Genomic DNA, 23,630 nt, shown 5'->3' with positions numbered 1-23,630 from the left:
TGTTTGAACATTCAGATAAAAAAGAAGCCCTTCTCTCAGACTTCTTTTTTTATCTAATATTTTTCATAAACACCTCGATAAATTCCTCATAATCCTTACACTTTATTAAGCGCTGCACGACCTGCTTATCATCCACAACCCGGACTAACAAACTGTACATCTTCTGCAAATCACCTTGATTATTCGCTTTTACACTTAAAAGACAAATAAATTGTACGAGGTTTCCTTCCCACATAATCGGTTTTTTCAACGTGCAAATGGCCCAAAACGTCGTATCCGTCTGAGGAACCATAGGATGAGGAATCGCAACGAGATTGCCAAAACTTGTTGGTGATGCAGCTTCTCTTTCAAAAACAGATTCTATAAATTGAGAAGGAACTAGTCCTAGATGAGTTAATTTCTCTCCTAAAAAATGAAGTACTTCTTCTCTCGTTTGAAATTCTTGCTGTAAATATACTAATTCTTTTTTGGTGTATTCTAAGGAAGGCTGCTGTTTGTTCTTCATTAAACAATCAATTTTTTTAAAATCACTGTTTCCTAGGATCGTACTTACTTGTACTACAGGAACAGGAAGATGATCTGGAATTGGAATGGTACTAACAATAAAATCTATAGAGTGCAGCGACATTTGGTGAAGCTTATAATATTGCGTTGTTCCTAAAATAGTCAGATTTAATCCAAAAGTAGCCTGCAGCTTATATGATAATAGCTTGGCACTCCCTACTCCTGATGCGCATACAATCAAACAGCGCTTAGGCTGATTGATAATTTTCCGACGTTCAATGGCCCCTCCAATATGTAAAGCTAAATAGCCAATTTCCGTTTCATGCATGTCGATTTCAAGGCGGTTTTTCAAAACCTTCCCAGCTATAATCCCAGCTTCAAAAGCTAGAGGATAATGACTCTTAATTCCTTCAAGCATCGGGTTTCGCAGATTCATTCCATATTTATAGCGATTGATAGCCGGTTTCAAATGCAAGCTCATGCCAAGGATTAGCTCTGAATCTTCACTAATTCCTAAATGAAGCTCTTTTTCAATTGCTTCTAATATAGCTGCAGTTAATTCATAGATATTTGTGTCGATAAACTGCTTCACTTCTTTTTCTTCATGATTGCTATTGTTGAGCATTTTTGTACCTAACAAATGAATGGCGATATATGCCGTTTCTGACTTCGGAAAACGAATCTTGAATGCATTTTCAATCTCTCGCACAATTTCAGCTGCCACTTCATATTCTTTATGCGCCATAATCTCAAGCAGATCTTCTGAATACAAAGAGATAAAATTTTCTTCTTGTATTCGCTTACAAGCTATCGCTAAATGAATGATTAAATTGTTTAATCCAATGTCTGAAACCATAATATTGTATCGTTTTATTTGATTTAAAATGTGGGCTTTAATCGTTAAGATTGATTCTTGGGGCAGGATAGATATTTTATTGTATACCATATCTATTTCTTTATCTTTTCGGTTGAATATGTACTCAGACATACAGAATCTCATTTTCATTTCGTCCCCTTTAGCTTTCAAGCCATAGTTAGGACGTTTTTCTAAAAGAATATCATATTTACAAAGCTGTTTTTTAACATCTCTTAAATCGTTTTGAACCGTTGACTTGCTAATATACAACTCGTCTGCTAAATCTTCGAGCTTCAAATATTCGTCTGCTAGCAGCAACCTTTTGATTAAATAATGCACGCGGTCATCAGGAACGGTTGGAATAGAAGTTGCATCAAATAATTGATTAGCCGAAAGTTCTTTTAATAGGTGATGGAACTGTTTTTCATCTAACACGCTAAGTTCATATCCTGTCCCACGAGCTGATTTAATTTTAGCTCCGTACTGAGACAAAATGTCATCTAGCTGTTTTATATCCGTTCGAATAGTTCGAGAAGATACTTGATTTACTGTTGCTAAATATTCACTCGTAACGGTTGATAATGTAGACTGTACGGACATTAGTTCTCTTAATATGACGATCATTCTTGAATTAAGCATGTTTGCTTCTCTCCATTCTCAGAAGATTTCTCCCTTATAAAACAAATGAAAAGGGCTGGTTATTTTAAACAAAAACAAAAAATACCTAAACAGCAACAAACAGAAACTACCTTTTTCTGTCCTTGCAGCTTAGGTTTTGCCTGCTTCATCAGTAACAACCCTAAAACAATAGGAATAAATGTCTTTATTTGTAATCTATCATTCTTTCTCTTTTTTTTCAATTTCAACTAAAGCATTAGGCTTAGTGGCATTAATAAAATTTATGTGGTCTGCTTATACCGGTGTAGCCCCAATGCAAACGTACGGATTAAAAAGTCTAGAGTCTCATCAGTGCTTAATGACATTCCAAATCCCCCTTTCTGCTCCAAAGAAGAAAACCCATGTAAAATACTGCGAAGACTTCTAACAGCATGAAGGGCTTCATTTTCCGGAAGCTGATACGGTTTCAACACCTCCAGTACTAAAAACACAATGTTATCAGATGCTTTTTGTACTTCTTCATCCTGTATCCTTGGTGCTACCGTTGCCGTTGCTTCGTATATTCCCGGAGACTTTCTTACAAATGAAACGTATGCTTGACTTAGCCGATAAACAGCGTCTTCTCTAGAAGCATGTTCAACAGCACTTTTTAAAAGATGATATAGCTGCTGCAGTCCACTTAAAGCCAGTTCTTTGCGCAGCTCTTCTAATCCTTTTATATGGTTATATAAAGACGGTGGACGAACATTTAATTCTTTGGCTAATGAAGCAATTGTAACAGCATAAAACCCTTCCCGATTTGCCAAATTTTCACCTGTTTGAATCACCTTTTTGAAATCTAATCCTTGTCGTGGCGACATCCCTTCATCTCCTTTTTTCTATTTTTACTTTTGCTTGTTGTATTGCTTTTTCCATCAATTTTAGCGGCTGAGAAAGAATTCTTCCGTGTCCAACAGCAAGAAGTGACGGGTTTAGTTCATGTAGCTTTTCTGCACTTTTAAGCGCTAGCTCTTTGCTCCACGTTCCAAAGGCAGGAAACGGAAACAGCGGTTTTAACTGACCTGATACTGCAATTCCTCCTCGCACTTGGAACGAATCTCCGGCAATTAATGCGTTCGTTCTCTGGTCTAAAAAAGACATAGATCCAGGTGTATGTCCAGGTGTAAAAATAGGAGCAAGTGAGCCTATATAAGAATCTTCTTCGATGAAATGATCAATTTTAGTTGAAATCTTTCCTAGTTTTGGTATTCCTCCACGGATTGGGTTTTGAGGTTCTTCAGAATCGAGTGTGAAATCTCCTGAAAATAATCGATAATCTCTTTGCGACATATAAACAGAAGCATTCGGCAACCTTTTTTTCAAATTATCAATCGCTCCGATGTGATCTTCATGAGTATGTGTAAAAACAATTCGAGTAATCGGTTTTCCAATTTGATCTGCAGCTTTCAAAATACCTGACGCGCTGTAAGGAAGAGCTGCATCAATTAATGTAAGACTGTCTTTCTCTTCGACTAAATAACAATTCACTGGAAAAAAGCGAGGCAAAAACGTCAGTTGATACAACATTTTCTCACGAACTATTCTCATTTCCTCATCCCCTATTATCAAAATAAAAACTAATGGTATTAGTTTTTATTTTAACTAATACCATTAGTTTTATCAATCATATATTGGAAAAAACAAAAAAAGTGTGAGACATAACGAAATCAATTAAATCTAAAGACGAACAAATGAGATAAAGAAGCTCGTATAGATCACCTGTTACACCGTCCCCACAAAAAAATCCGAACGCGTTTGATTCTTGATGAAGAATCAAACGCGTTCGGATCTTCTTCCATAGTCTCTATTGAAATTAAACGTCTTTTCTTTCTCCTGTAGCAGCCACTACAATCGCACTGCCTTTCTTTAACTCTTCTTCATATTTTTTTGTTTCGTCTTTTGATAAGCCTAGTGAAGCCATTTTTGTTCGAAGCTCATCTTCTCTGGTTAAAAATAAACTCGCTGCTGAATGTAAAGGACCTTCTTCAGACAGTCGAATAATATTTGTGTCCGTTACTTCTGTTAAATTTTTAGAATTTTCCTTGTCATACGTAAACACGTATACTTCATCTTTCTCAAAACCTTGGTCTGCAAATTGATTAACTGCTTCGTTAATGTTTGCTCCTTTTTCTACTACTTCAACATGTTTCATTATTTATAACCTCCTGTTTCTATCGCACAACTTTCTTTTATACTTAGCAAAAGAATAAACTTCTTACTACTATATATACCCGTTTTCAGAAAGGAAAACCCGCATTTAGAGCTTTGCAGAGAGTTTGAATATCATTCCACATTATCCTTTAATAGAATGTATACCTCTTTTGCTTAACTTATTTGAAACAATCATTCAGCTTATTTTCAGCTACCATTCATAAGAAATTCATCTACATTGCTTATTATAAAAAAGGAAAAAGACGCTAATCAGGTACTTTATACGCATAATGAATGTCTGTGTCAGAGTAAGCCGGATATGAATGCAACCATTCATATCCGCTTTTTGTATGAAAGAACCTCTAACAACATCCTGTCCATACGTCTTACAACATACTATAATTCTCCATATTAACTAAAAATTCAGGTTATATAGGAGGTTACAAATGAACAGCCATCCACAGCCACAGTTAAAAAAAGAGTTAAAGATCCGGCATATTACCATGATTTCTCTTGGAGGAATTATCGGGGCAGGATTGTTTATCGGAAGCGGATCACTTATTAACACCGCTGGACCGGGATCTATTTTTTCGTACGCATTTGCTGGTTTGCTCGTTATTTTAGTCATGCGAATGCTTGGCGAAATGTCTACTGCCAATCCTTCCAGCGGTTCTTTTTCTACTTATGCAAAAGAAGCATTAGGCCCTTGGGCCGGCTACACGATTGGCTGGCTCTATTGGTTTTTCTGGGTTATCGTTATTGCTGTTGAAGCCATTGCAGGTGCAAATATTATTCAATACTGGTTCCCGTCTTTTCCGTCTTGGGGAGTAAGCCTGACTCTTACTTTTTTATTAACGATGACCAATCTGTACTCTGTTAAATCTTTCGGAGAATTTGAATATTGGTTTTCCCTCATTAAAGTCGTCAGTATCGTTCTTTTTTTACTTTTAGGTATAGCTATTATTTGTGGATTCATTCCAGGAATTGATTCTCCCGGCACTTCCAACCTTTTGCACAAAGGCGGCTTTTTACCGAATGGAATTAGCTCTGTATTTTTAGGAATTGCCCTTGTCATGTTCTCTTTTATGGGAACAGAAATTGTCGCAACCGCAGCAGGTGAATCGTCTCAGCCTGAAAAAGCCATTACCATCGCGACCAATACCGTTATTTATCGTATCTTATTTTTCTATTTAGGCTCTATTTTTATTTTAGTAACGGTTCTTCCGTGGAATTCGTCAAGCCTAATGAAAAGCCCATTTGTATCTATTCTTGAATTAGTGAATGTACCGGCCGCAGCTCAAATTATGAACTTTATTATTTTAACAGCCGTTCTTTCCTGTCTGAATTCTGGTCTATATACAAGTTCTCGCATGCTGTTTTCCATGTCTCAAAACGGCGATGCGCCAAAAAGTTTTTCAAAATTAAATAAAAAAGGCGTGCCGGTTAGCGCGATATTAGCATGTACAGTTATCTCGTACATTAGCGTTATCTTTAACTATATTTCACCGGACAAAATCTTTTTGTTTTTAGTGAATGCGTCAGGCGGCGTAGCGCTTCTTGTGTATCTTGTTATTGCATTTTCACAGATTAAAATGAGAAAAAAATATGAAAAAGAAAATCCCGAAGCATTAAAAATTAAAATGTGGTTATTTCCTTACTTAACTTACGCTACAATCCTTGCCATCACTAGTATTTTTATTGCCATGGCATTTATTGATTCATTACGTTCGCAGTTCTTCTTAACTCTTTTAATTGCTGTACTCGTCGTAGGTTCTTTTTTCTTTCAGCGTACCAAAATGACGAGCGGCTTAGCATCAAAAGAAAATACATCAAAATAAAAGAGGTTGAGACATAACTAAATGAATTCAATCTTAAGACGAACAAATGAGATAGATGAGCTGGACTGCTTATTACACCGCAGTTGATTTCCGTGCAAGGCTTCGCTTTCCGCGGGCTGCCGCTGTTCCCACAGGAGTCTTCGCCTTGCCCTCCAATCACCTGCTAAAAGGAACGAAACAGATGAAACTATATTCACCATCAAAAAAAACGAACCACGAATCAAACATATTGATTAATGGTTCGTTTTTCACTTGGATTAAAATACTTTTGTAGCAGCCTCTTTTTATTTAACGAGATAAATCTCCTACAATTTTTGTTCCGTGTAATTCAGCTGCTTTTGTTTCTTTTATAACCGCCTCTGCGTTGCCTTCATGAATTCCTCCGCCAGGCAAAATAATAATACGTTCGTTAGCATATGTGATCAATTCCCGGATCATATGAAGATTTTCCAAAGCAGATCCTTTCCCTCCTTTGGTCAAAATACGGTCTGCTCCCAATTCACTAAGTATATCAATAGCTTTGTATTTATCTTTAATCTCATCAAATGCCATATGAAACGTAACGCTTAAAGGATGAGCTTCTGCTATTAACTCTTTAGTGCGTCCATAATCGATTTCAGCTTCTTCTGTTAAAATGCCAAATACTACTCCGTTTACTCCAAGGTCTTTACATGTTTTAACGTCTTTTTTCATGATTTGAAATTCTGCTTCGGAATATATAAAATCACCGCTTCTTGGGCGAATAATTACGTTGATATCTGTATCAAGATGTTCGCTTACATATTGAATGGTGCCGTAACTTGGCGTAGTGCCTCCTTGACTGAGATTGTCACATAATTCAATGCGGTCTGCTCGTAGCTTTTCTGCTTTTTTTGCCTGCTCATACCCTTCTACACACGCTTCTTTTATGTACTTCATACTCCCAACTCCTTTATTGTCTCTATAAATAAAGCCCATCTTTAAAAAGATGGACTTCCTTCTGCTATTTAATTGCCTTATGAACTTTTAATTTCTTTCCTTTAATCGTTTTGTTTTTCATTGCTTGTAACACTTTTGGACCTTTTCCATTCAAAATCTCTACATAAGAGACATTTTCTTGGATCGTAATAATTCCAATATCGTCCGCGGTTACTCCGTCTAACTTCGCAATTGTTCCCACAAAATCAACCGCTCTAATTTTCTTTTTCTTTCCTCCGTTAAAATACAGCTTCATAATGTCTTTATTTAATGACTCGCTTTTATCCTTTTTAACTTCTGGACGCTCATTGATTTTTTCAGTAAAAGCGGATGCTGCCTGCTGTACTTCTTCTTTAGAAGGAGGAGTAGATGTTGGAATTGAAAAACCGATATATTCTTCAATTTCCGATAGCATTCTCTCTTCATAAGGCGTTACAAATGTGATAGCCTTTCCTTTTTTACCGGCACGTCCCGTTCTTCCTGTACGGTGAACGTAGCTTTCTTTTTCTAACGGAAGGTCGTAGTTAATAACGTGTGTGATATTATCAATATCAATTCCTCTCGCAGCTACATCTGTCGCCACTAAATAGCGGAATTTACCTTTTTTGAAATCATTCATAACCTCAAAACGGTCTTCTTGTACCATTGCCCCGTGAATTTTATCACAAGGATACCCAAGATCATCTAAATCATCTAACAGCGTATTTACCTGCTCTTGTGTGCGGCAAAAAATGATGCAGCTGTCTGGGTTTTCTACTGTGGTTACGTCTTTCAGCAGTTCAAATTTACGTTCGTTTTCTACTGATATAACAGAATGGTCAATCGTACTTGTCGTTAATCCATTTGCTTTAATTTCAACATCAACCGGCTTTTTCATATACTTACGAGAAAGCTCTTCAATATCTTCAGGAAGCGTAGCAGAGAAAAGCATCGTTACACGCTCACTAGGAAGATGTTGAATGATTGCTTCTACTTGGTCAATAAAACCCATATTTAGCATTTCATCTGCTTCATCAATAACCAAATAACGAATTTTCTCTAATGCAAGCGTTTCTTTTTCTATATGATCAAGCACTCGTCCAGGCGTACCTACAACAATATGTGTTTTTTGCTTTAATTCTACTTTTTGCTTAGCAAACGGTGATTTTCCGTAGACAGCTGCTGCTTTAATTCGCTTAAAACGGCCGATATTTGTAATATCTTCTTTTACCTGCGCGGCCAGCTCTCGTGTAGGTGTTAACACTAAGGCCTGAGGCTTATTTTCTTCCCAGTTAACTAATTCACACAGTGGAATGCCAAAGGAAGCCGTTTTTCCACTTCCTGTTTGAGACTTCACGACAACATCTCTTTTTTCTAGCGCGATGGGAAGCACCTTGCTTTGTACTTCCGTGGGATGATTGTATTGCAGGCTAGAAAGCGCCTTAGCTACCTTATCGCTAAGACCATATTGACTAAAACTTCTTTGATTCATTTTGTACCCTCATTTATTTTAAATTAGTGATTATCTTTATCATGACCTGATGCACTATGTTTCATTATACTTTAATTCTTCTATACGCGCTCAAGATTTAATGTAGCATTGATTTGTCAAACAAAAGAGAAAAGCCGCTCTCTTATTAATAAGAAAACGGCTTTGGTATGAGCGATGAGGGATTCGAACCCCCGACCCCATCCCTGTCAAGGATGTATTCTCCCACTGAACTAATCGCTCGTGATATGTATTGACTATATTATAGAAAGAGTTATCCAATTTTGTCAACTATTTTTCCGCAGTTCCCAAGTTGGAAGGATCGTCTTTACTTTTGATAAAATAAAAACATGCCATAAAGGAGCGTGACGGGATGAAAGTACCAACTTTAAAAATTGACAGCCGTGTACTTCAAGGATTCGCTTCCAAAGAGACAATCGAAAAAGCGCTGTTACATGAACGTTCTGCTAAAGACAGAGAGAAATGATTTACTAAGAGGTGTATTTGATGAATATTAATTATTATTTTAGTCGGTTTTTAGCTAAGAAACCGGATAGCCCAACGTATGAAAGCTTAGCTGCTTTACAGAACAAACACATGCTTCATGTTCCTTTTGAGAACTTAGATGTTCTGTCTCAAACCCCTATTATAATTGAGTTAGAACGAATTTTCCAAAAAGTAATTGTAAATTTGCGGGGAGGATTTTGCTACGAATTAAACGGTCTATTTGGCTGGCTGTTAAAAGAAAGCGGATATGAAGTCTCTTACGTTTCAGCTACCGTCAAAAAACCCGACGGCACGTGGACCATTGAAGGAAGTCACGCTACAAATCTTGTGACGATTAAAAATCAGCCTTACATCGTAGACGTTGGGTTTGGAGATTCTGTGCGCAAGCCAATGCCTTTAAATGGCGAAGTAGTAAGAGATGTAAGCGGCTCTTATCGTATGACAAACGTTGCTGAGCATATGTACGATTTGCAGCGATGGGAAGATGATGTATGGAAAACGCTGTACCGTGTGTCTACGCTTCCTAAGAAACTGACTGACTTTACTCCCATGTGTGAGTTCAATCAAACGTCAGCCGATTCTCCGTTTGTACACAAACGTCTTGTTACAATCGCAACCCCTACAGGGCGCATTACCCTTTCCGGTGAAACGCTGACTGTAACAGATGGCGAAAAAAAGACGAAAAGGAACCTTTCAGAAGAAGAAATACCTGATATTTTACAAAATCATTTTTATATTATTAAAGGATTTTATTAATATGTCCTTACACGAAAAACCGGCCTCTTATGGGGCCGGTTTTTGTACAGGAGTAATCATCCTGTTTTCTACAGGCGACTTTAAAATAATTGAGGTATTCACATTTCCATAAGGAATCAGTTCATCCACTAGCATTCTAAGTCCATCCATTCCAGACACGGCTGCTTTAATAAAGTAAGAAACCGGCCCCGTTACGCGATGACATTCAAGCACGTCTTCATTTTGCTCAATAAAGTCTTCAAATTCCTCCGGTTTTCTTTTTAATTCACTTACTTGAATAAACAGCTGTGTATCTCTTCCTAAAGCTTTCGGAGACACCGTAGCGCTGAAACGCTGGATCACCCCTCGTTCCTGAAGACGCTGAAGTCTTTCTGATACGCTTGGACGGCTAAGAGCCAGCTTTTTTGATAAATCACTAATCGTCATACGTCCGTCCCTTTGCAAAATAGACAATAGTTGTGCATCGATTTGATCCATCCAAACCTTTCCTTTCAAAATGAATATAATAAATAAAATCTTTATTCAAGTTGATAACAGAACAAGTATTATTTCCTTCATTTATACATGTGTTTTCTTTATTTAATATCCTATCATTAAAGTAGATAATTGAAAATGAAAATTCCGAAAAAACAAACAAAGGGGTTTATTTATGAAAAAAGTTTTATGGATTATTCTTGGATGTACGATTGCAAGTATTGGTGTTCTTATCTTGCGGCACTCTCACGTAGTGACCGGGGGAACAGCTGGTCTGTCTCTTAGCTTGTCATATGCCCTTCCCTTATCGTTTGCCGTGATCTTTTTTCTCATTAATATTCCTTTTTACCTCTTTTCCTTCTTTCAAATGGGATGGAAATTTACCGCCACAACTATAGGATCAGTGTCTTTGCTATCGCTTCTCACTTCACTCGATCACTTGCTTCCTTCTTTTACACTTCCCAGCCTGATGGGTGCTGTTACGGGCGGACTAATTGCCGGCCTTGGCTTATCCATTTTATTTATGAACGGAGCTTCTCTCGGCGGTGCTAATATTCTAGCGTTATTCGCGCAGCGAAAATTCGGTTGGGATCCTGGAAAAGTGAATTTTTCATTTGATTTCCTTGTCGTGCTGTCGAGCATGTATTCAATTGGACTTTCAAAAGGAATTTTCTCTGTTATATCCATTGCGATTACAGGTTTTGTCATCAGCTACTTCAAACAAAAGATTGCTTTACACAATCAACCGACATCCGCTTCTTCCACACAGCCTTTAGATAATGCGCTTTCTAAATAAAAACCACGATTTAGCTGTGGCTAAATCGTGGTTTTTATTTACATTTTTTCTACTTTTATAAAATCAAATTGGGCTTCATACCCTTCTCCTTGAGGACTACAAGCATAAATACCAACTTGAACAGGTTCTTTGGTTGAGTTCAATAAGTGAGCGAGTCGGAGCTGAGTCCAAGAATCTCCATCACTTGAATAACAAACGGTGTAATCATCGTTTTTGCGCTGAATTTTAAAATAAAGCGCTGATTTGTTTTGAGTAAAATTTTGACTGGACCAATCTGAGAAGCCCTGGTTGGTTACGACTGCTCCTAATTGGTTAGGACCATCGGGATTGTATTCAACTGACGTTTTGATCCACGTATCTTTTGATACACGAATCATGAGACCTGCTTGATCGTAGCGATTAACTGGATATGTATGCACCTTTGTCATGATTTCAAAGTCGCCTTCTACTTCACGGTAAAGAAAGTGTCCATTGTCCGCTTCAAAGCCATAATGAGTACGCTGCCAAAAATCCGTTTTAGCGTCTGTTTTAATCACTAATCGATTCGTTTCTGTATCAATTTGAAATTGAGCTGGTGGACAATACCAAGAAACGTCTGAATCTAATTTTCCTTCTGAAAAGTTTGTGAAAAATACTAGTTGATTACTCACTCTCTGTCATTCCCTTCTTAGAAGCTATTATTCTTCTATTTCTATTTTGCCATAATTTAACGAATAAATAAAATATTTTGATTATTTTTCTTGCAAATTCTTTTCTTTCATAAAAAAACAAGACTCTTTTACATAGAGTAAAAGAGTCTTATTTTTAAATTAATGCATTTAGAATAAGTGCTCCTGCAAAAGCAATAAAGGATAGAAGCGTTTCCAGAACGGTCCATGTTTTGAACGTTTCTTTCACTGTTAATCCTAAATACTCCTTCACCATCCAGAAGCCAGCATCATTAACATGAGAGAACATTAGTGAACCCGCACCCGTAACGATAACAAGCAGTTCTAAGTTAACACCGGACATATGCTCAATGATTGGTGAGACAATACCAGCAGCTGTTGTTAATGCAACTGTTGCTGAACCTGTAGCAATACGGATTAATCCAGCAATTAAAAATGCAAGTACAAGTGGTGATAGAGATAGATGTTCAGACATTTGACCAATCGTTGTACCTACTCCGCTATCGATTAATACTTGTTTGAAGCCACCCCCTGCACCAATAATTAAGACAATAGATCCTACAGGAAGCAAACATTCTTCCGTTAGTTTTTTAATCACATCTTTTGTCATACCTTGACGTTTTCCAAGCAGGTAAAACGCTGCAAAACAAGCAATTAAAAGTGCAATTAATGGACTTCCTATTAATTCTACAAACTTCACTACGCCGCTTGGCAATCCGTTAATAACAGGTGCTATCGCTGCTAAGATCATTAATAGAACGGGCAGTAAAATGACAAAAAATGAAACGCCTGTACCAGGAAGATCTTTTGATGTTGTCGTAATACGAATTAGATCAGGTTCTCCTTCTGGAATCACTCGTTTGTGAACCCATTTTGCAAAAACTGGTCCAGCGATAACTGCAGCTGGAATTGAAATGATTAATGCGTATAAAAGCACTTTTCCCGTATTTGCTCCGTAAATACTAATAGCTGCCATCGCTCCTGGATGAGGAGGAACGAGACCGTGAACAATTGATAATCCTGCAATAACCGGCAGAGCAATCAATAATATATTTTGTTTTGTTGTTTTATGAATAGAAATAACTAAAGGCAGTAGAATTAAAATTCCTACTTCGAAGAAAACAGGAATACCAATAATGAAACCTGCTACTAGCATCGCCCATGGCAGTCTTTTCACACCGAATATTCTTACGAAATAATCCGCTACCTGCATGCCGGCACCTGAATCGGCCATCAGCTTACCTAAAATCGTTCCCAGCGCTAAAATTCCTACTAAGTGCCCTAAAACACCGCCCACTCCCGTTTCGTAAGCGCCAACAATTTTATCCATTGATAACCCAGAAGCAATTGCCAAAAACAAACTCGCAACCGTTAAACTAATAAACGCATGCCATTTAAAAACTGAAACACCTACAATAACAATAACAATTGCGGCAACTGTAATAGCTAATAAGTATGCATCCATCTTGCTTTCCACCTTCCCTTTAAGTAAACGCTTTCTCTATGTAGCAAAAAAGCTCTACACCCTGTGAATTTTTTAAAAATAAGTTCCAATTATCGAAATCGTTTACATTAATTAATTTAGAAAACGATTTCATTTTTTTATTACTTAAATTATATGAAAAAAAAATTCTTAAATCAATAAAAAAACTCAAAAAAATTTTATCAATTTTATTCCATACGGTTTTAACACATAAAAAAATCCAATCATGTTAATGATTGGATTCACCTTATTTATTTGGTGATGGTTGGATCAGCCGTTTGACTGTCGATAATCGGTTTTTCGCTTGTTTTTAACGTTATTTCTTCATATTCCCCCGGCGCTAATACACTTTTATCTCCTCTCATGAGATACGTGTAAACAATGATAGAAATGAATAGACCAAATGTCCAGGCATTATCCCATAAAAAACGCAGTCCAGGAATTAGTAAGCCTAAAACGGGTATGGCCACGCCAATTACTAATGCATAAATACCGTTTTTATTAAAACCTGTTGAATAACTGTAGCGACCGTTTACCTCATATAGATCCTTTAATGCCATCTGTCTCCTTCTTACAAGCCAGTAGTCAGCAATGGCGATGCCGTCTATAGGGCCAAGCAGTGCTCCGTATGTTCCAAGCCAGCCGAAAATATAGTTCCCGAAATTAGACATGATGTACCATGGCTGAAGTAAAATAGCAAAAATACCGGTCACTAGCGCCCCCATCGCAAACGTGATTTTCTTTGGATTCAGATTCTCAATTGCACGGGCTGGCGCGACAATATTTGCTCCCACATTAATCGTTAAAGAAGAAAGCACGATAACGATTGTTCCTAAGAAAATGATAAATGGAGGGAATTTAGCTACTAACGCCACTGGATCCCAAATAGCTTCTCCAAATATAACGATTGTTGCTGAGGTAACAGCAATTCCAATAAATGAAAAAATACTCATCGTCAACGGCAAGGAAAAGGTTTGCGCAACCATTTGAGATTTCTGACTTCTAGCATATCGACAAAAATCAGGAATGTTCAAAGCGAGCGTCGCCCAAAATGCAATGACTCCGGTTAAAGCAGGGAAAAATATGGCTAGAAATTCTCTGGTTGATGTAAATTTAGAAGGCGCAGATAAAATAGGCCCCCACCCTCCCGAGTTGGTATAAGCCCATATAAAAAGAATAATAGCTGAAATACCAATAACCGGAGCAGCAATCGCTCCTAATACTTTAATCGCTTGCGGTCCTTTATATGCTACTCCTACATTTAAAAGCCAAAAAAGAGCAAATACAATGGCTGTATGACCAGCTAAACCATTCCAAGACGAAAACGAAGCGCTTAGAAGTGTATCAATTGCTTCCGTTCCAATCCATGTATTAATTCCAAACCACCCAGCAGCCACAATGGCCCTAGCCAGTGCTGGGATATGTGCTCCTTTATCTCCAAACCACAGGCGGGCAAATACTGGATAAGGAATGCCAAACTTGGTTCCAGCGTGAGAATTAAGCAAGATAGGAATAAGAACAATAACATTTCCTAAAAAGATTGTACCAATTGCTTGCCACCAGTTCATTCCAAGCGTCATCATTCCGCTCGCCATTGTGTAAGCTGGAATACACAGACACATCCCAATCCAAAGCGTGGCAAAGTTAACTCCTTTCCAAGAATGCTCTTTCATCGTAGTCGGACGTAAATCCTCATTCCAAAGGTCACTGCCGCTCAGCTGATTGTGCGTCTCATCTGTGAGCGTCACAATTCCATCTTGCTCAATTTGTGTTTTCATCCATAAAACCCCTTTTCATAAAATAAGTTCATTTCAAAAAACAAACTTTGTTTGAATTTTCTGAAATATAAAGGCGTTTGTGACGATTCCTTCTAGTATGTGATAAATACTAACGTTATCCCTTATTATATTTAATGCGAAACGGGGATACACTGGACAAATTGTAACATTATTTGAGGAAACTTTTATATATTGTGTAGTGTCAACTCTTTTGATTGTTAGATAACCTAACACACAAAAAATCATCGCTTGAAAGCTTCAAGCGATGATTTTTGAACTTAATGTACATATTTTTTTTGAAAAGCCGTAATGCTTTCGTATTCTTCTTTAAATAAGCGAGCCAAACGAATATAGATAGCCGTTAACTCTTTATATACTTCACTGTTTTCTTTGATTGGATAATGATGATTAGTCGCTCCAACCATATCAGAAACAACGTTTAATGAGTCAACTTCGCCAAGGCTATATAAGCCAAGAATAACTGCTCCTAGACATGAACTTTCAAAACTTTCCGGCACGGATACTTCTTGGTTAAAAATATCTGCCATCATTTGACGCCAAAGTGCGGAACGTGCAAATCCGCCTGTTGCCTGAATTTTTGTAGGCTCTCCAATTAACTCTTCAAGTGCCAATAACACCGTATACAAGTTAAAAATAACGCCCTCTAATACAGCACGAATCATATGTTCTTTTTTATGATGTAAACCTAGGCCAAAGAATGAACCTTTGGCATTTGCATCCCAAAGCGGCGCACGCTCTCCTGAAAGGTATGGGTGAAACAATAAGCCGTCTGCTCCCGGTTTCACTAAAGCTGCAATATCCGTTAATACTTCATACGGATCTTTTCCAAGGCGTTTAGCTGTTTCTACTTCGGATGCTCCAAACTGATCGCGAGCCCATCTAAAAATCATGCCTCCGTTATTTACAGGGCCGCCAATTACCCAGTGGTCTTCTGTTAACGCATAACAGAAAATACGACCTTTGGGATCAACTACTGGCTTGTCAGTCACTGCTCGAATAGCTCCGCTTGTCCCGATCGTCACAGCAACAACGCCTGGTTCAATTGCATTTACGCCTAAATTTGATAATACACCGTCACTTGCACCTACAATAAAGGGCGTATCTGGAAGTAAATGCATGTCAACTGCAAGCGCTGGGTTTAACCCTTTTAACTGATGCATTGTTGAAACAGGAGTGGATAACTGATCGGTTGTAACACCTGCTACTTTAAGTGCTTCTTCATCCCACGCAAGATTTTTCAGATTAAACAAACCCGTTGCTGATGCAATCGAATAGTCGATAACATATTCGTTAAACAACTTAAAGAATACATATTCTTTAATCGAAATAAACTTATGTGTTCCCTTCACTAATTCAGGCTGTTCATTAGAAAGCCATGTTAGCTTAGAAAGCGGCGACATCGGATGAATAGGCGTACCGGTACGCAAATAAATCTCATGACCATTGTATTCATTTTTAATTTTTTCCGTCCATTCTGCACTTCGATTATCCGCCCACGTGATACATTTTGTCAGCGGTTTTCCCTGCTGATCAACGGCAATAACACTGTGCATAGCTGAGCTGAATGAAACGCATAAAATATCATCAGGTTCTACATCGCTCGTTTTTACAACCGTTTGAATTGTACGTACAACTGCTTGAAAAATTTCTTCAGGATCTTGCTCAGCCATCGCGGGCGTCGGCGAGTATAGTGGATACTCAATCCCATGATTTGCAATGACTGTACCGTCTACTGAAAACAATACAGACTTTGTACTCGTTGTTCCGATATCTACACCTATTGCATATTTTTTGCTCATGCTGCTGTCCCCCTACTTTACTACTTTACTTATTTACAACACCGTGGCCGCCGAATTCATTTCGAAGTGCTGCTACAACTTTTCCTGTAAATGTATCTTCCTCTAATGAACGATAGCGCATCATTAACGATAAAGCAATAACAGGAGTTGCCGTTTGAAGATCAAGAGCAGTCTCTACGGTCCATTTCCCTTCGCCAGAAGACTGCATAACTCCTTTAATACTGTCTAGTTTAGGATCTTTTGAAAACGCATTTTCCGTTAGTTCCATTAACCAAGAACGAACAACAGATCCGTTATTCCAAACGCGTGCTACGGCTTCATAGTCGAAATCAAACTGACTTTTTTCCAGAACTTCAAATCCTTCAGCAATGGATTGCATCATTCCATATTCTACACCATTGTGAACCATTTTTAAAAAGTGACCGCTTCCGCTTTTACCTGCGTACATAAATCCATTTTCTACGCAAATATCATTAAAAACCGGTTCAATTGTACGGAATACTTCCGCATCTCCACCGATCATTGTACACGCTCCGTTTCTTGCGCCTTCCATTCCGCCGCTTGTCCCTACATCAAAGAAGTAAATACCTTTTTCCTGAAGATCCTGAGCACGTCGAACAGATTCTTTATAATTAGAGTTTCCTCCATCTATTATAATATCTCCTTCTGACAGAAGTTCTTTTAGTTCTGTAATAACATTTTCCGTTACTTCTCCAGCCGGAACCATAATCCATACAACTTTAGGTGAAGGAGCAAGTTCATTAACTAACTCTTCAACAGTAAAGGCGCCAGTTGCTCCTTCATTTGCAAGTTTTTCTACCGCTTCTTTATTTACATCATAAGCTACTACTTCATGATGGTTGTCCATTAAATTTAATGATAAATTATATCCCATTTTTCCTAAACCGATTAATCCAATTTTCATTTTACAAACTCCCTTTGAAAAAAAATTTCACATTACCTCCATTATACGAATTATTTTTCATTTTGCAATCGTTTACAAGAAAATTTTTTTCACTCATATTTTTGTGCTATACTCTTTTTACTACTAAATTCGTGGAAAGGAACATCAGTTATGACGCAAAATTGCTTAGGAAAAATTCGTTCTCACTATGCTAGATTCAGTGAAAAAGAGAAAAAAATAGCAAATTATATTTTAGAACAGCCGGAACAAATTATTCACAGTACCATTAACGAAGTGGCAGACGATTTAAATGTAGCTGATGCAACAGTCTTTCGCTTTTGTAAACGAATTGGCTTCAAGGGCTATCAAGCGATGAAAATAGCGCTGGCTGCTGAAATTATGACGCCTATTCAGCAGATTCACGAGGAAATTGCTGAAACGGATAATGAAAAAACGATTGCTGAAAAAATCTTTCGCTCCAATGTGCGAACGCTTGAAAATACATTACAAATACTAGAAAGCAACGCTATTGAAAAAGCCGTCAAACTTCTTATGAAGGCGGATAAAGTTCAGTTTTATGGCACGGGTGGTTCTTCAGTAGTGGCTATGGATGCTTTTCATAAATTTGTTCGAACAGGAATTAAAACGTTTGCATTTATTGATTCCCATTTCCAGCTTATGTCCGCTTCTCAATTAACAAAACAGGATGTAGCGGTCGTGATTTCTCATTCTGGAACAAATAAAGACACGATGAACATTTTAAATACAGCAAAAGCGAACGGTGCCAAAACGATCGGTATTACGGGTTTTCCAAAATCTCCATTAAGCCAAAATGTCGATGTTTCTCTTTATACGAGTTCAGAAGAAACAGAATATCGATCTGAAGCTCTTGCCTCGAGAATTGGACAGCTAAGCCTCATTGATGCTTTGTACGTTAATGTAATGATTGCGAATAAAGATGCCTCTAAACACTCGCTTGAAAAAGTACGCGATGCCATTGCTGAAACTAGAATTTAACGTTTCGCTCTTATATATTCTTCAACTATAACATCAAACAGAGCATAGAATATATGCTCTGTTTAGTGCAGTTCTTCGCTTAAAATTTTCGAGTTTTAATTCTCATTTAACATTTTCTAAGTTGCTACATATGATAAAGCACAACTTTTAAAAAGTAGGTGAAGTGTGTATGGAGATTATCTATCGCACTGCAAAACTCGATGATTATACAGAAGTAAATAAAATATTAGGGGAATCACTAGAACTCCACGCAAATGCGCTTCCTTCTATGTTTGATAATCAAATGGCTGTTTTATCTCCCGAACAATATCAAGCTACTCTTTATTATGCAACCATTGATATTCTTGTAGCTCAATATCGAAATCAAATTATTGGGGCGTCTGTTGTTGAATTAAAATATAACCCTCCCACTACATTAGCTCCTCTTTCCTACACAGCGTACATCCAATATTTTGGCGTTAAGAAAGGCTTTCAAAATTATGGCGTAGGAAAAAGTCTTTTTTCTGCTACGAAACAGTGGGCTGTACAAAAAGGAGCAAATGACCTCCAGCTTACCGTATGGGCATTTAACGAGAAAGCACGTGCTTTCTATGAAAGTCTTGGGCTGAAAAACTTAAGCTACCTTATGACTACTTCACTACAGCCATAAATCGTTCCAATAACGGAGACTAGACACGTAGGTGATACGTGCCTAGTCTCCGTTATTCAAATAAAAGACTAAATCATTTCGACGTGTTAATTTACACAGCTTATATACATACTAAAAGAAGTGTATTACGTAGCCGGATTGCCTTCTTGCAGCTGTTCTTGTTCATCACGCTGACGGTGAGCTAAACGACTTGCCGCACTAGAAGCTACGCTCGCTACTAAATCATCTAAAAAGGTATTAACTCCTTTTTCTTTTTTACAGTCCAGCTTTTCAATAATGCCTACTTTTACTTTATCTAAATAGCCAAAGGTCGTAACAGCGATACTGCCATAGGTTAAAACGGCACCTAAAGCAATCGTTTCATCAACACCAAACAACCCTTCGTCTTGTTCTACAATACTTTGAAGAGGTTCTGATAATTTATTTTGCTCAGCTAACTTATCAAGTTCGATTCCAACTAGAAGCGCATGCTGAATTTCTCTCTTTTGCAGTACTCTTTCTACGCTCTCAGCACATTCCTGAATGGTTAGAGCTGGATGATAAGGAAGCTGTAAATCATACACAATTTCAGCAATATCCAAAACTGTTACGCCACGCTCTTCTAGCAAATCAAATGTTGCCTTTGCTACTTCTTTGCTCGTTGGGATTTTTTTCGCTGTCATGTCTCTCTCTCCTTTTCAAGTTGTTGTCTCTCTTTATATTAAATTCGATGAGAGGCGCTAAAAACCTTTTTTGTTTCATCTACCTGAATTCATAAACTCGTCACATATCTCTTTAGGCGCTCATTACATTTACTTGCTATAATGAAATTATCTAATCAGGAGGTTTGTCTACTGTGGAAGAAAAACAAAGTAAATTTAGCAGAGGCTTATTATTATTTTTCATTGGCGCAACAGCCCTTTTCTTTATCGTCTTAATCGTTCTGTTTCTCATGTCTACGTTTGGAAAAAGCGAAAAAGAAGCCGTGGCTCTTTTAGCAGGGAATCACTACGCTATCGTTAAGGAAGAGAATTCATATACTCTTTATGATCAAAAAGAAAACAAGCCTATTTTAGAAGATGTAAACGGCTATTTCGGTGCTCGCAATATCCGAAGTTATGTAAAAAATGACACAGAATTGGTTTCGATTGATGAAAAAGAAGAAGAATATACGAAGAAGCCTCTAGAAAAAGCCAGCCAAGCAGAAAAAGCTATGTTGAAAAAAATGAAAAAATTAGAGTAACCAAAAGCGCTTCAGTCGATTCTGAAGCGCTTTTTTAATGACGCATGCCTCTTTCTCGTCATTCGCTTAAAAATTCGTTACAATAAAATAAAGAACGGTTATTAGAAAATGTGTTACAATAAAGGTAACGCTTTCATTCAAATGCATAGGAGTCGATTATTCATGTCAGAAAGTAAGCGGAAGTTAGAAGAAATTTCTTTTTATAGTGACGCACTGCAAGAAGATGTCACGTTACTAGTCTATTTGCCGTCAAACTATTCTACGCTCTATAAGTATTCCTTACTTATTGCCCAAGACGGAAAAGATTATGTTATGTACGGACGAACACCTCGTTTAATTGATGATTTAATGAACGAGTCGGAAATCGATCGTACTATTTTTGTTGGAATTCCATATAAAAGCGTAGAAGACAGACGCGATAAGTATCATCCAGAAGGAAATCAAGTAGATGCCTACATTCGCTTTTTAGCACATGAACTTGTGCCATTTTTGGATAAAACATATCCTACATATCAAATGGGAAAATCACGTGTTCTAATTGGTGATTCGCTTGCTGCTACAGTTTCACTGCTGACGGCCATTGCGTATCCTCACACGTTCGGGAAAGTAATTATGCATTCTCCTTTCGTGAACGATGCTGTATTACAAACGGTCAACTCATTTGCTTCTCCTTCACTGCTGGATTTGTATCATGTTATTGGAACTGAAGAAACAGATGTCAAAACAACACAAGACGGTATATTGAATTTTATTGAGCCTAACCGCCTGTTGCACGAACAAATGAAGCAGCGTGGATATTCTGTTTTCTACGAAGAATTTAATGGAAATCATACGTGGAAATACTGGCAAAAAGACGTAAAGCGGTCGCTTCAATATATGTTGAAGTAGAAAGATATCATATTTTTTGAAAATTTGTTATAATAAGCTCGCTTTATACATATTTTATGATCTTACTTTGGAGGGATTTTTTATGAAATTTGGCGTTGTACTTTTTCCATCTAAAAAATTGCAAGATGTAGCGAATTCTTATCGAAAGCGCTATGATTCTCACTATTCATTAATTCCGCCTCATCTTACATTAAAAGAAGTCTTTGAAGCTACAGAAGACCAAATTGATGAAATTGCGGCTAACTTGCGTAAAATTGCCGAAGAAACAAATCCATTTACATTAAATGTAACGAAAGTAAGCTCATTTTCACCAGCCAATAACGTCATTTACTTAAAAGTGGAACAAAAACCAGAACTGACGTCACTTTACAATAAACTTCATGAAGGCAATCTCGAACAGCCAACTGAGTATTCATTTATTCCACATATTACAATTGGTCAACGTCTTTCAGATGATGAGCACTTAGATGTGTATAGCCAGTTGAAGCTTGTAGATGTCGCTCATGAAGAAACAGTGGATCGCTTTCATTTAATGTACCAGCTTGAAAATGAAACATGGACTGTGTTTGAAACATTTCGTCTTGGAAAGGGATAAGATACGTGAACATCAAAGTACTAACGAACAAACAAGATCATTCTGATGCTTACTTCGTACGTCAAAAAGTATTTGTAGAAGAACAGCAGGTTGATGTAGAGCAAGAAATCGATGAATACGATTCCGAAGCCCTGCATTTAGTTGTATACAAAGGAACTGCACCAATTGGGGCAGGACGCTTCCGTATGGTAGAGGACTATGGAAAAGCCGAACGAATCTGCGTTCTTTCTTCTTATCGAAAAGACGGTGTAGGAAAGCTTTTGATGGATAAGTTAGAAGAGCTCGCAGCAGAGCACGAGATTGAAAAAATTAAGCTGCATGCTCAAACGCATGCGGAAGAATTTTATAAAAAGCTAGGCTACGTAACGGTTTCAGGTGAATTTATGGATGCTGGAATTCCACATGTAGAGATGGTAAAGAAACTAAGTAAAAAACACTAGGAATTGAACCTGGTGTTTTTGCTTTTTTAAAGGATAAGAACCTTTGCTTTGCTTATACTAATACCTAATCATGTGAATTAGGTGAAAATATGGATGAACTTATCGGAATTGCATTAGAACTCTTTATCGGATTTATCTGCTTGTTTATTTTAACTAAATTTTTAGGCAGAGCGACGATCACTCAGCTTACCACTTTTGATTTTATCTCTGCTCTTGTATTAGGAGAGTTAGTAGGAAATGCGCTATATGACTCAGAAGTAGGAATAGGCAAAATTTTATTTGCTGTTATCTTTTGGGGAGCGCTTATTTATGTCACCGAAGTTATTACTCAAAAAAATATTCGCCTGCGTTTGTTTTTAGAAGGACGGCCATCTATTATTATTCGAAAAGGGAAAATTTCCTACAAAGAACTTAGCAAAAATCGATTGGATATCGATCAGCTTCTTCATATGCTTCGTTCAAAAGACATATTTTCCATTCGTGAAGTTGAATATGCGATTTTAGAAACAGATGGATCACTAAGCGTATTGCCAAAATCTGATTATGCTAAGCCAACAAGAAGCGATCTACAGCTGCCTCCTTCTGAACCCGTTTTATCTATCGCCTTCGTCAGTGATGGACGTTTGCTTTTGAAAAACTTGATTCAGTCAGGCTTTGATGAAGACTGGCTAAAGACACAGTTAAAAAAACAAGGATTTACCGATTATAAACAGGTGCTTTATGCTGAATGGCAGCAGGGCAGTACTCTTTTTATTGAATCTTACTAAGATGTTTTTTACTTGTTCATTACTTTGTTAAAAAATCGTGAGCGCATTCATTCTGCGGCGTTCACGATTTTTTCTATTAGACACGTGTATTAATCACTAGGCCCTTATTTGTTAGCTTGCTGTATACACGCTCTGCTGCTTGAAGTTTTTTTCGCTTTTGTACTGAACTTGGCGTCAATTCCAGTGAGTGAGAACGCGATTCAAACTCTTCGTCAAAGCTTTTTTTCTCAATAGGCCAAATACGATTTGAAAAAGAAGCATTATTTTTTTGAAGACGATTTGCATATTGAATAGATTGATAAGGCGTGACGGGCAGTATATATCCCATATGAACCCTCCTCTTTTTCAAGATACCTTTTACTCGCAGAACTCAGTATTTTTCTCAAGAAGTATCGACATTGAAACCGCTTACTTAAATCCTCTACTTTAGACTTG

At 37.5% G+C, this 23,630-nt stretch carries 24 protein-coding genes and 1 tRNA gene; 10 read left to right on the top strand and 15 right to left on the bottom strand.

Translation table 11 applies throughout. The features are described from left to right. Positions 1 to 49: 49 nt before the first annotated feature. The 4 genes from AC1D0Y_RS06370 to AC1D0Y_RS06355 all read right to left on the bottom strand — a co-directional run bounded on the left by AC1D0Y_RS06370 (position 50) and on the right by AC1D0Y_RS06355 (position 4,169). A complete protein-coding gene (locus AC1D0Y_RS06370) occupies positions 50 to 1,999 on the bottom strand; it encodes a BglG family transcription antiterminator (RefSeq protein WP_477707383.1) in 1,950 nt (649 codons plus the stop codon). Between the two features lie 260 nt (positions 2,000 to 2,259). After that, entirely contained in the window at positions 2,260 to 2,838 is a 579-nt protein-coding gene (locus AC1D0Y_RS06365) for a TetR/AcrR family transcriptional regulator (protein ID WP_060744841.1), read from the bottom strand. Positions 2,839 to 2,842: 4 nt separating this feature from the next. Beyond that, positions 2,843 to 3,565 carry an MBL fold metallo-hydrolase gene (locus tag AC1D0Y_RS06360; RefSeq protein WP_060744840.1) on the bottom strand — a complete coding sequence of 241 codons (723 nt, stop codon included), beginning with the start codon at positions 3,563 to 3,565 and terminating at the stop codon, positions 2,843 to 2,845. A gap of 265 nt (positions 3,566 to 3,830) precedes the next feature. Continuing rightward, positions 3,831 to 4,169: a YflT domain-containing protein gene (locus AC1D0Y_RS06355; RefSeq protein WP_060744839.1), complete on the bottom strand. Its 339-nt coding sequence runs from the start codon at positions 4,167 to 4,169 to the stop codon at positions 3,831 to 3,833. A gap of 445 nt (positions 4,170 to 4,614) precedes the next feature. On the opposite strand from AC1D0Y_RS06355, the gene AC1D0Y_RS06350 reads away from it, so the two are divergent. After that, positions 4,615 to 6,006 (top strand): amino acid permease, encoded by a 1,392-nt coding sequence (locus AC1D0Y_RS06350; RefSeq protein WP_028407507.1) that lies wholly within the window; start codon positions 4,615 to 4,617, stop codon positions 6,004 to 6,006. A gap of 288 nt (positions 6,007 to 6,294) precedes the next feature. Here the strand turns inward: AC1D0Y_RS06350 and AC1D0Y_RS06345 are convergent, their stop codons facing one another. From AC1D0Y_RS06345 to AC1D0Y_RS06335, 3 genes are all read right to left on the bottom strand, one after another. Further along, the gene (locus tag AC1D0Y_RS06345) at positions 6,295 to 6,924 is read right to left on the bottom strand and encodes a copper homeostasis protein CutC (protein ID WP_060744838.1); all 630 of its coding nucleotides are present in this window, start codon (positions 6,922 to 6,924) and stop codon (positions 6,295 to 6,297) included. 64 nt (positions 6,925 to 6,988) lie between these two features. Next, positions 6,989 to 8,434 (bottom strand): DEAD/DEAH box helicase, encoded by a 1,446-nt coding sequence (locus tag AC1D0Y_RS06340; RefSeq protein WP_060744837.1) that lies wholly within the window; start codon positions 8,432 to 8,434, stop codon positions 6,989 to 6,991. 168 nt (positions 8,435 to 8,602) lie between these two features. Then, positions 8,603 to 8,674, bottom strand: a tRNA-Val gene (locus AC1D0Y_RS06335). Positions 8,675 to 8,938: 264 nt separating this feature from the next. Here AC1D0Y_RS06335 and AC1D0Y_RS06330 point away from each other — a divergent pair. After that, positions 8,939 to 9,694 (top strand): arylamine N-acetyltransferase family protein, encoded by a 756-nt coding sequence (locus AC1D0Y_RS06330; RefSeq protein ID WP_060744836.1) that lies wholly within the window; start codon positions 8,939 to 8,941, stop codon positions 9,692 to 9,694. Positions 9,695 to 9,721: 27 nt separating this feature from the next. Here AC1D0Y_RS06330 and AC1D0Y_RS06325 read toward each other — a convergent pair whose 3' ends face one another. Beyond that, a complete protein-coding gene (locus AC1D0Y_RS06325) occupies positions 9,722 to 10,171 on the bottom strand; it encodes an Lrp/AsnC family transcriptional regulator (RefSeq protein ID WP_013055467.1) in 450 nt (149 codons plus the stop codon). A gap of 172 nt (positions 10,172 to 10,343) precedes the next feature. On the opposite strand from AC1D0Y_RS06325, the gene AC1D0Y_RS06320 reads away from it, so the two are divergent. Beyond that, positions 10,344 to 10,964 (top strand): YitT family protein, encoded by a 621-nt coding sequence (locus AC1D0Y_RS06320; protein ID WP_028407503.1) that lies wholly within the window; start codon positions 10,344 to 10,346, stop codon positions 10,962 to 10,964. Positions 10,965 to 11,002: 38 nt separating this feature from the next. Here the strand turns inward: AC1D0Y_RS06320 and AC1D0Y_RS06315 are convergent, their stop codons facing one another. The 5 genes from AC1D0Y_RS06315 to gnd form a co-directional block, all read right to left on the bottom strand. Then, positions 11,003 to 11,614 (bottom strand): DUF1349 domain-containing protein, encoded by a 612-nt coding sequence (locus AC1D0Y_RS06315; RefSeq protein ID WP_028407502.1) that lies wholly within the window; start codon positions 11,612 to 11,614, stop codon positions 11,003 to 11,005. 154 nt (positions 11,615 to 11,768) lie between these two features. After that, a complete protein-coding gene (locus tag AC1D0Y_RS06310) occupies positions 11,769 to 13,097 on the bottom strand; it encodes a GntT/GntP/DsdX family permease (RefSeq protein WP_028407501.1) in 1,329 nt (442 codons plus the stop codon). A gap of 269 nt (positions 13,098 to 13,366) precedes the next feature. Next, on the bottom strand, positions 13,367 to 14,893 hold the full coding sequence (locus tag AC1D0Y_RS06305) for an NCS1 family nucleobase:cation symporter-1 (RefSeq protein ID WP_028407500.1): 1,527 nt from the start codon (positions 14,891 to 14,893) through the stop codon (positions 13,367 to 13,369). A gap of 278 nt (positions 14,894 to 15,171) precedes the next feature. Next, positions 15,172 to 16,713 (bottom strand): gluconokinase, encoded by a 1,542-nt coding sequence (gene gntK / locus AC1D0Y_RS06300; protein ID WP_060746410.1) that lies wholly within the window; start codon positions 16,711 to 16,713, stop codon positions 15,172 to 15,174. 25 nt (positions 16,714 to 16,738) lie between these two features. After that, positions 16,739 to 17,638, bottom strand: a complete 900-nt coding sequence (gene gnd / locus AC1D0Y_RS06295) for a phosphogluconate dehydrogenase (NAD(+)-dependent, decarboxylating) (RefSeq protein WP_028407498.1) — start codon at positions 17,636 to 17,638, stop codon at positions 16,739 to 16,741. A 150-nt stretch (positions 17,639 to 17,788) separates the two neighbouring features. Between gnd and AC1D0Y_RS06290 the strand changes: the two genes are divergently transcribed. Further along, a complete protein-coding gene (locus tag AC1D0Y_RS06290) occupies positions 17,789 to 18,634 on the top strand; it encodes a MurR/RpiR family transcriptional regulator (RefSeq protein ID WP_013055460.1) in 846 nt (281 codons plus the stop codon). Between the two features lie 169 nt (positions 18,635 to 18,803). Next, on the top strand, positions 18,804 to 19,283 hold the full coding sequence (locus AC1D0Y_RS06285; protein ID WP_025749861.1) for a GNAT family N-acetyltransferase: 480 nt from the start codon (positions 18,804 to 18,806) through the stop codon (positions 19,281 to 19,283). A gap of 125 nt (positions 19,284 to 19,408) precedes the next feature. Here AC1D0Y_RS06285 and AC1D0Y_RS06280 read toward each other — a convergent pair whose 3' ends face one another. After that, positions 19,409 to 19,945 carry a phosphatidylglycerophosphatase A family protein gene (locus AC1D0Y_RS06280; RefSeq protein WP_013055458.1) on the bottom strand — a complete coding sequence of 179 codons (537 nt, stop codon included), beginning with the start codon at positions 19,943 to 19,945 and terminating at the stop codon, positions 19,409 to 19,411. A 173-nt stretch (positions 19,946 to 20,118) separates the two neighbouring features. Here AC1D0Y_RS06280 and AC1D0Y_RS06275 point away from each other — a divergent pair, with 173 nt between their 5' ends. From AC1D0Y_RS06275 to AC1D0Y_RS06255, 5 genes are all read left to right on the top strand, one after another. Next, positions 20,119 to 20,505 (top strand): hypothetical protein, encoded by a 387-nt coding sequence (locus AC1D0Y_RS06275; RefSeq protein WP_477707382.1) that lies wholly within the window; start codon positions 20,119 to 20,121, stop codon positions 20,503 to 20,505. A 162-nt stretch (positions 20,506 to 20,667) separates the two neighbouring features. Continuing rightward, a complete protein-coding gene (locus AC1D0Y_RS06270; protein ID WP_028407496.1) occupies positions 20,668 to 21,393 on the top strand; it encodes an alpha/beta hydrolase in 726 nt (241 codons plus the stop codon). Between the two features lie 82 nt (positions 21,394 to 21,475). Next, positions 21,476 to 21,988, top strand: a complete 513-nt coding sequence (locus tag AC1D0Y_RS06265) for a YjcG family protein (RefSeq protein WP_013055455.1) — start codon at positions 21,476 to 21,478, stop codon at positions 21,986 to 21,988. A gap of 5 nt (positions 21,989 to 21,993) precedes the next feature. Continuing rightward, complete coding sequence (locus AC1D0Y_RS06260; RefSeq protein WP_028407495.1) at positions 21,994 to 22,428, top strand: GNAT family N-acetyltransferase; 435 nt, start codon at positions 21,994 to 21,996, stop codon at positions 22,426 to 22,428. Between the two features lie 89 nt (positions 22,429 to 22,517). Next, positions 22,518 to 23,195, top strand: coding sequence for a DUF421 domain-containing protein (locus AC1D0Y_RS06255; RefSeq protein ID WP_013081784.1), 678 nt, complete (start codon positions 22,518 to 22,520; stop codon positions 23,193 to 23,195). Between the two features lie 76 nt (positions 23,196 to 23,271). Here the strand turns inward: AC1D0Y_RS06255 and AC1D0Y_RS06250 are convergent, their stop codons facing one another. Further along, the gene (locus AC1D0Y_RS06250; RefSeq protein ID WP_028407494.1) at positions 23,272 to 23,523 is read right to left on the bottom strand and encodes a hypothetical protein; all 252 of its coding nucleotides are present in this window, start codon (positions 23,521 to 23,523) and stop codon (positions 23,272 to 23,274) included. Positions 23,524 to 23,630: the final 107 nt, after the last annotated feature.

This window comes from Priestia sp. P1_B12_1, assembly GCF_056406695.1.
The sequence above is the reverse complement of the archived record's forward strand: the minus strand, read 5'-3'. Positions and strand labels throughout refer to the sequence as shown.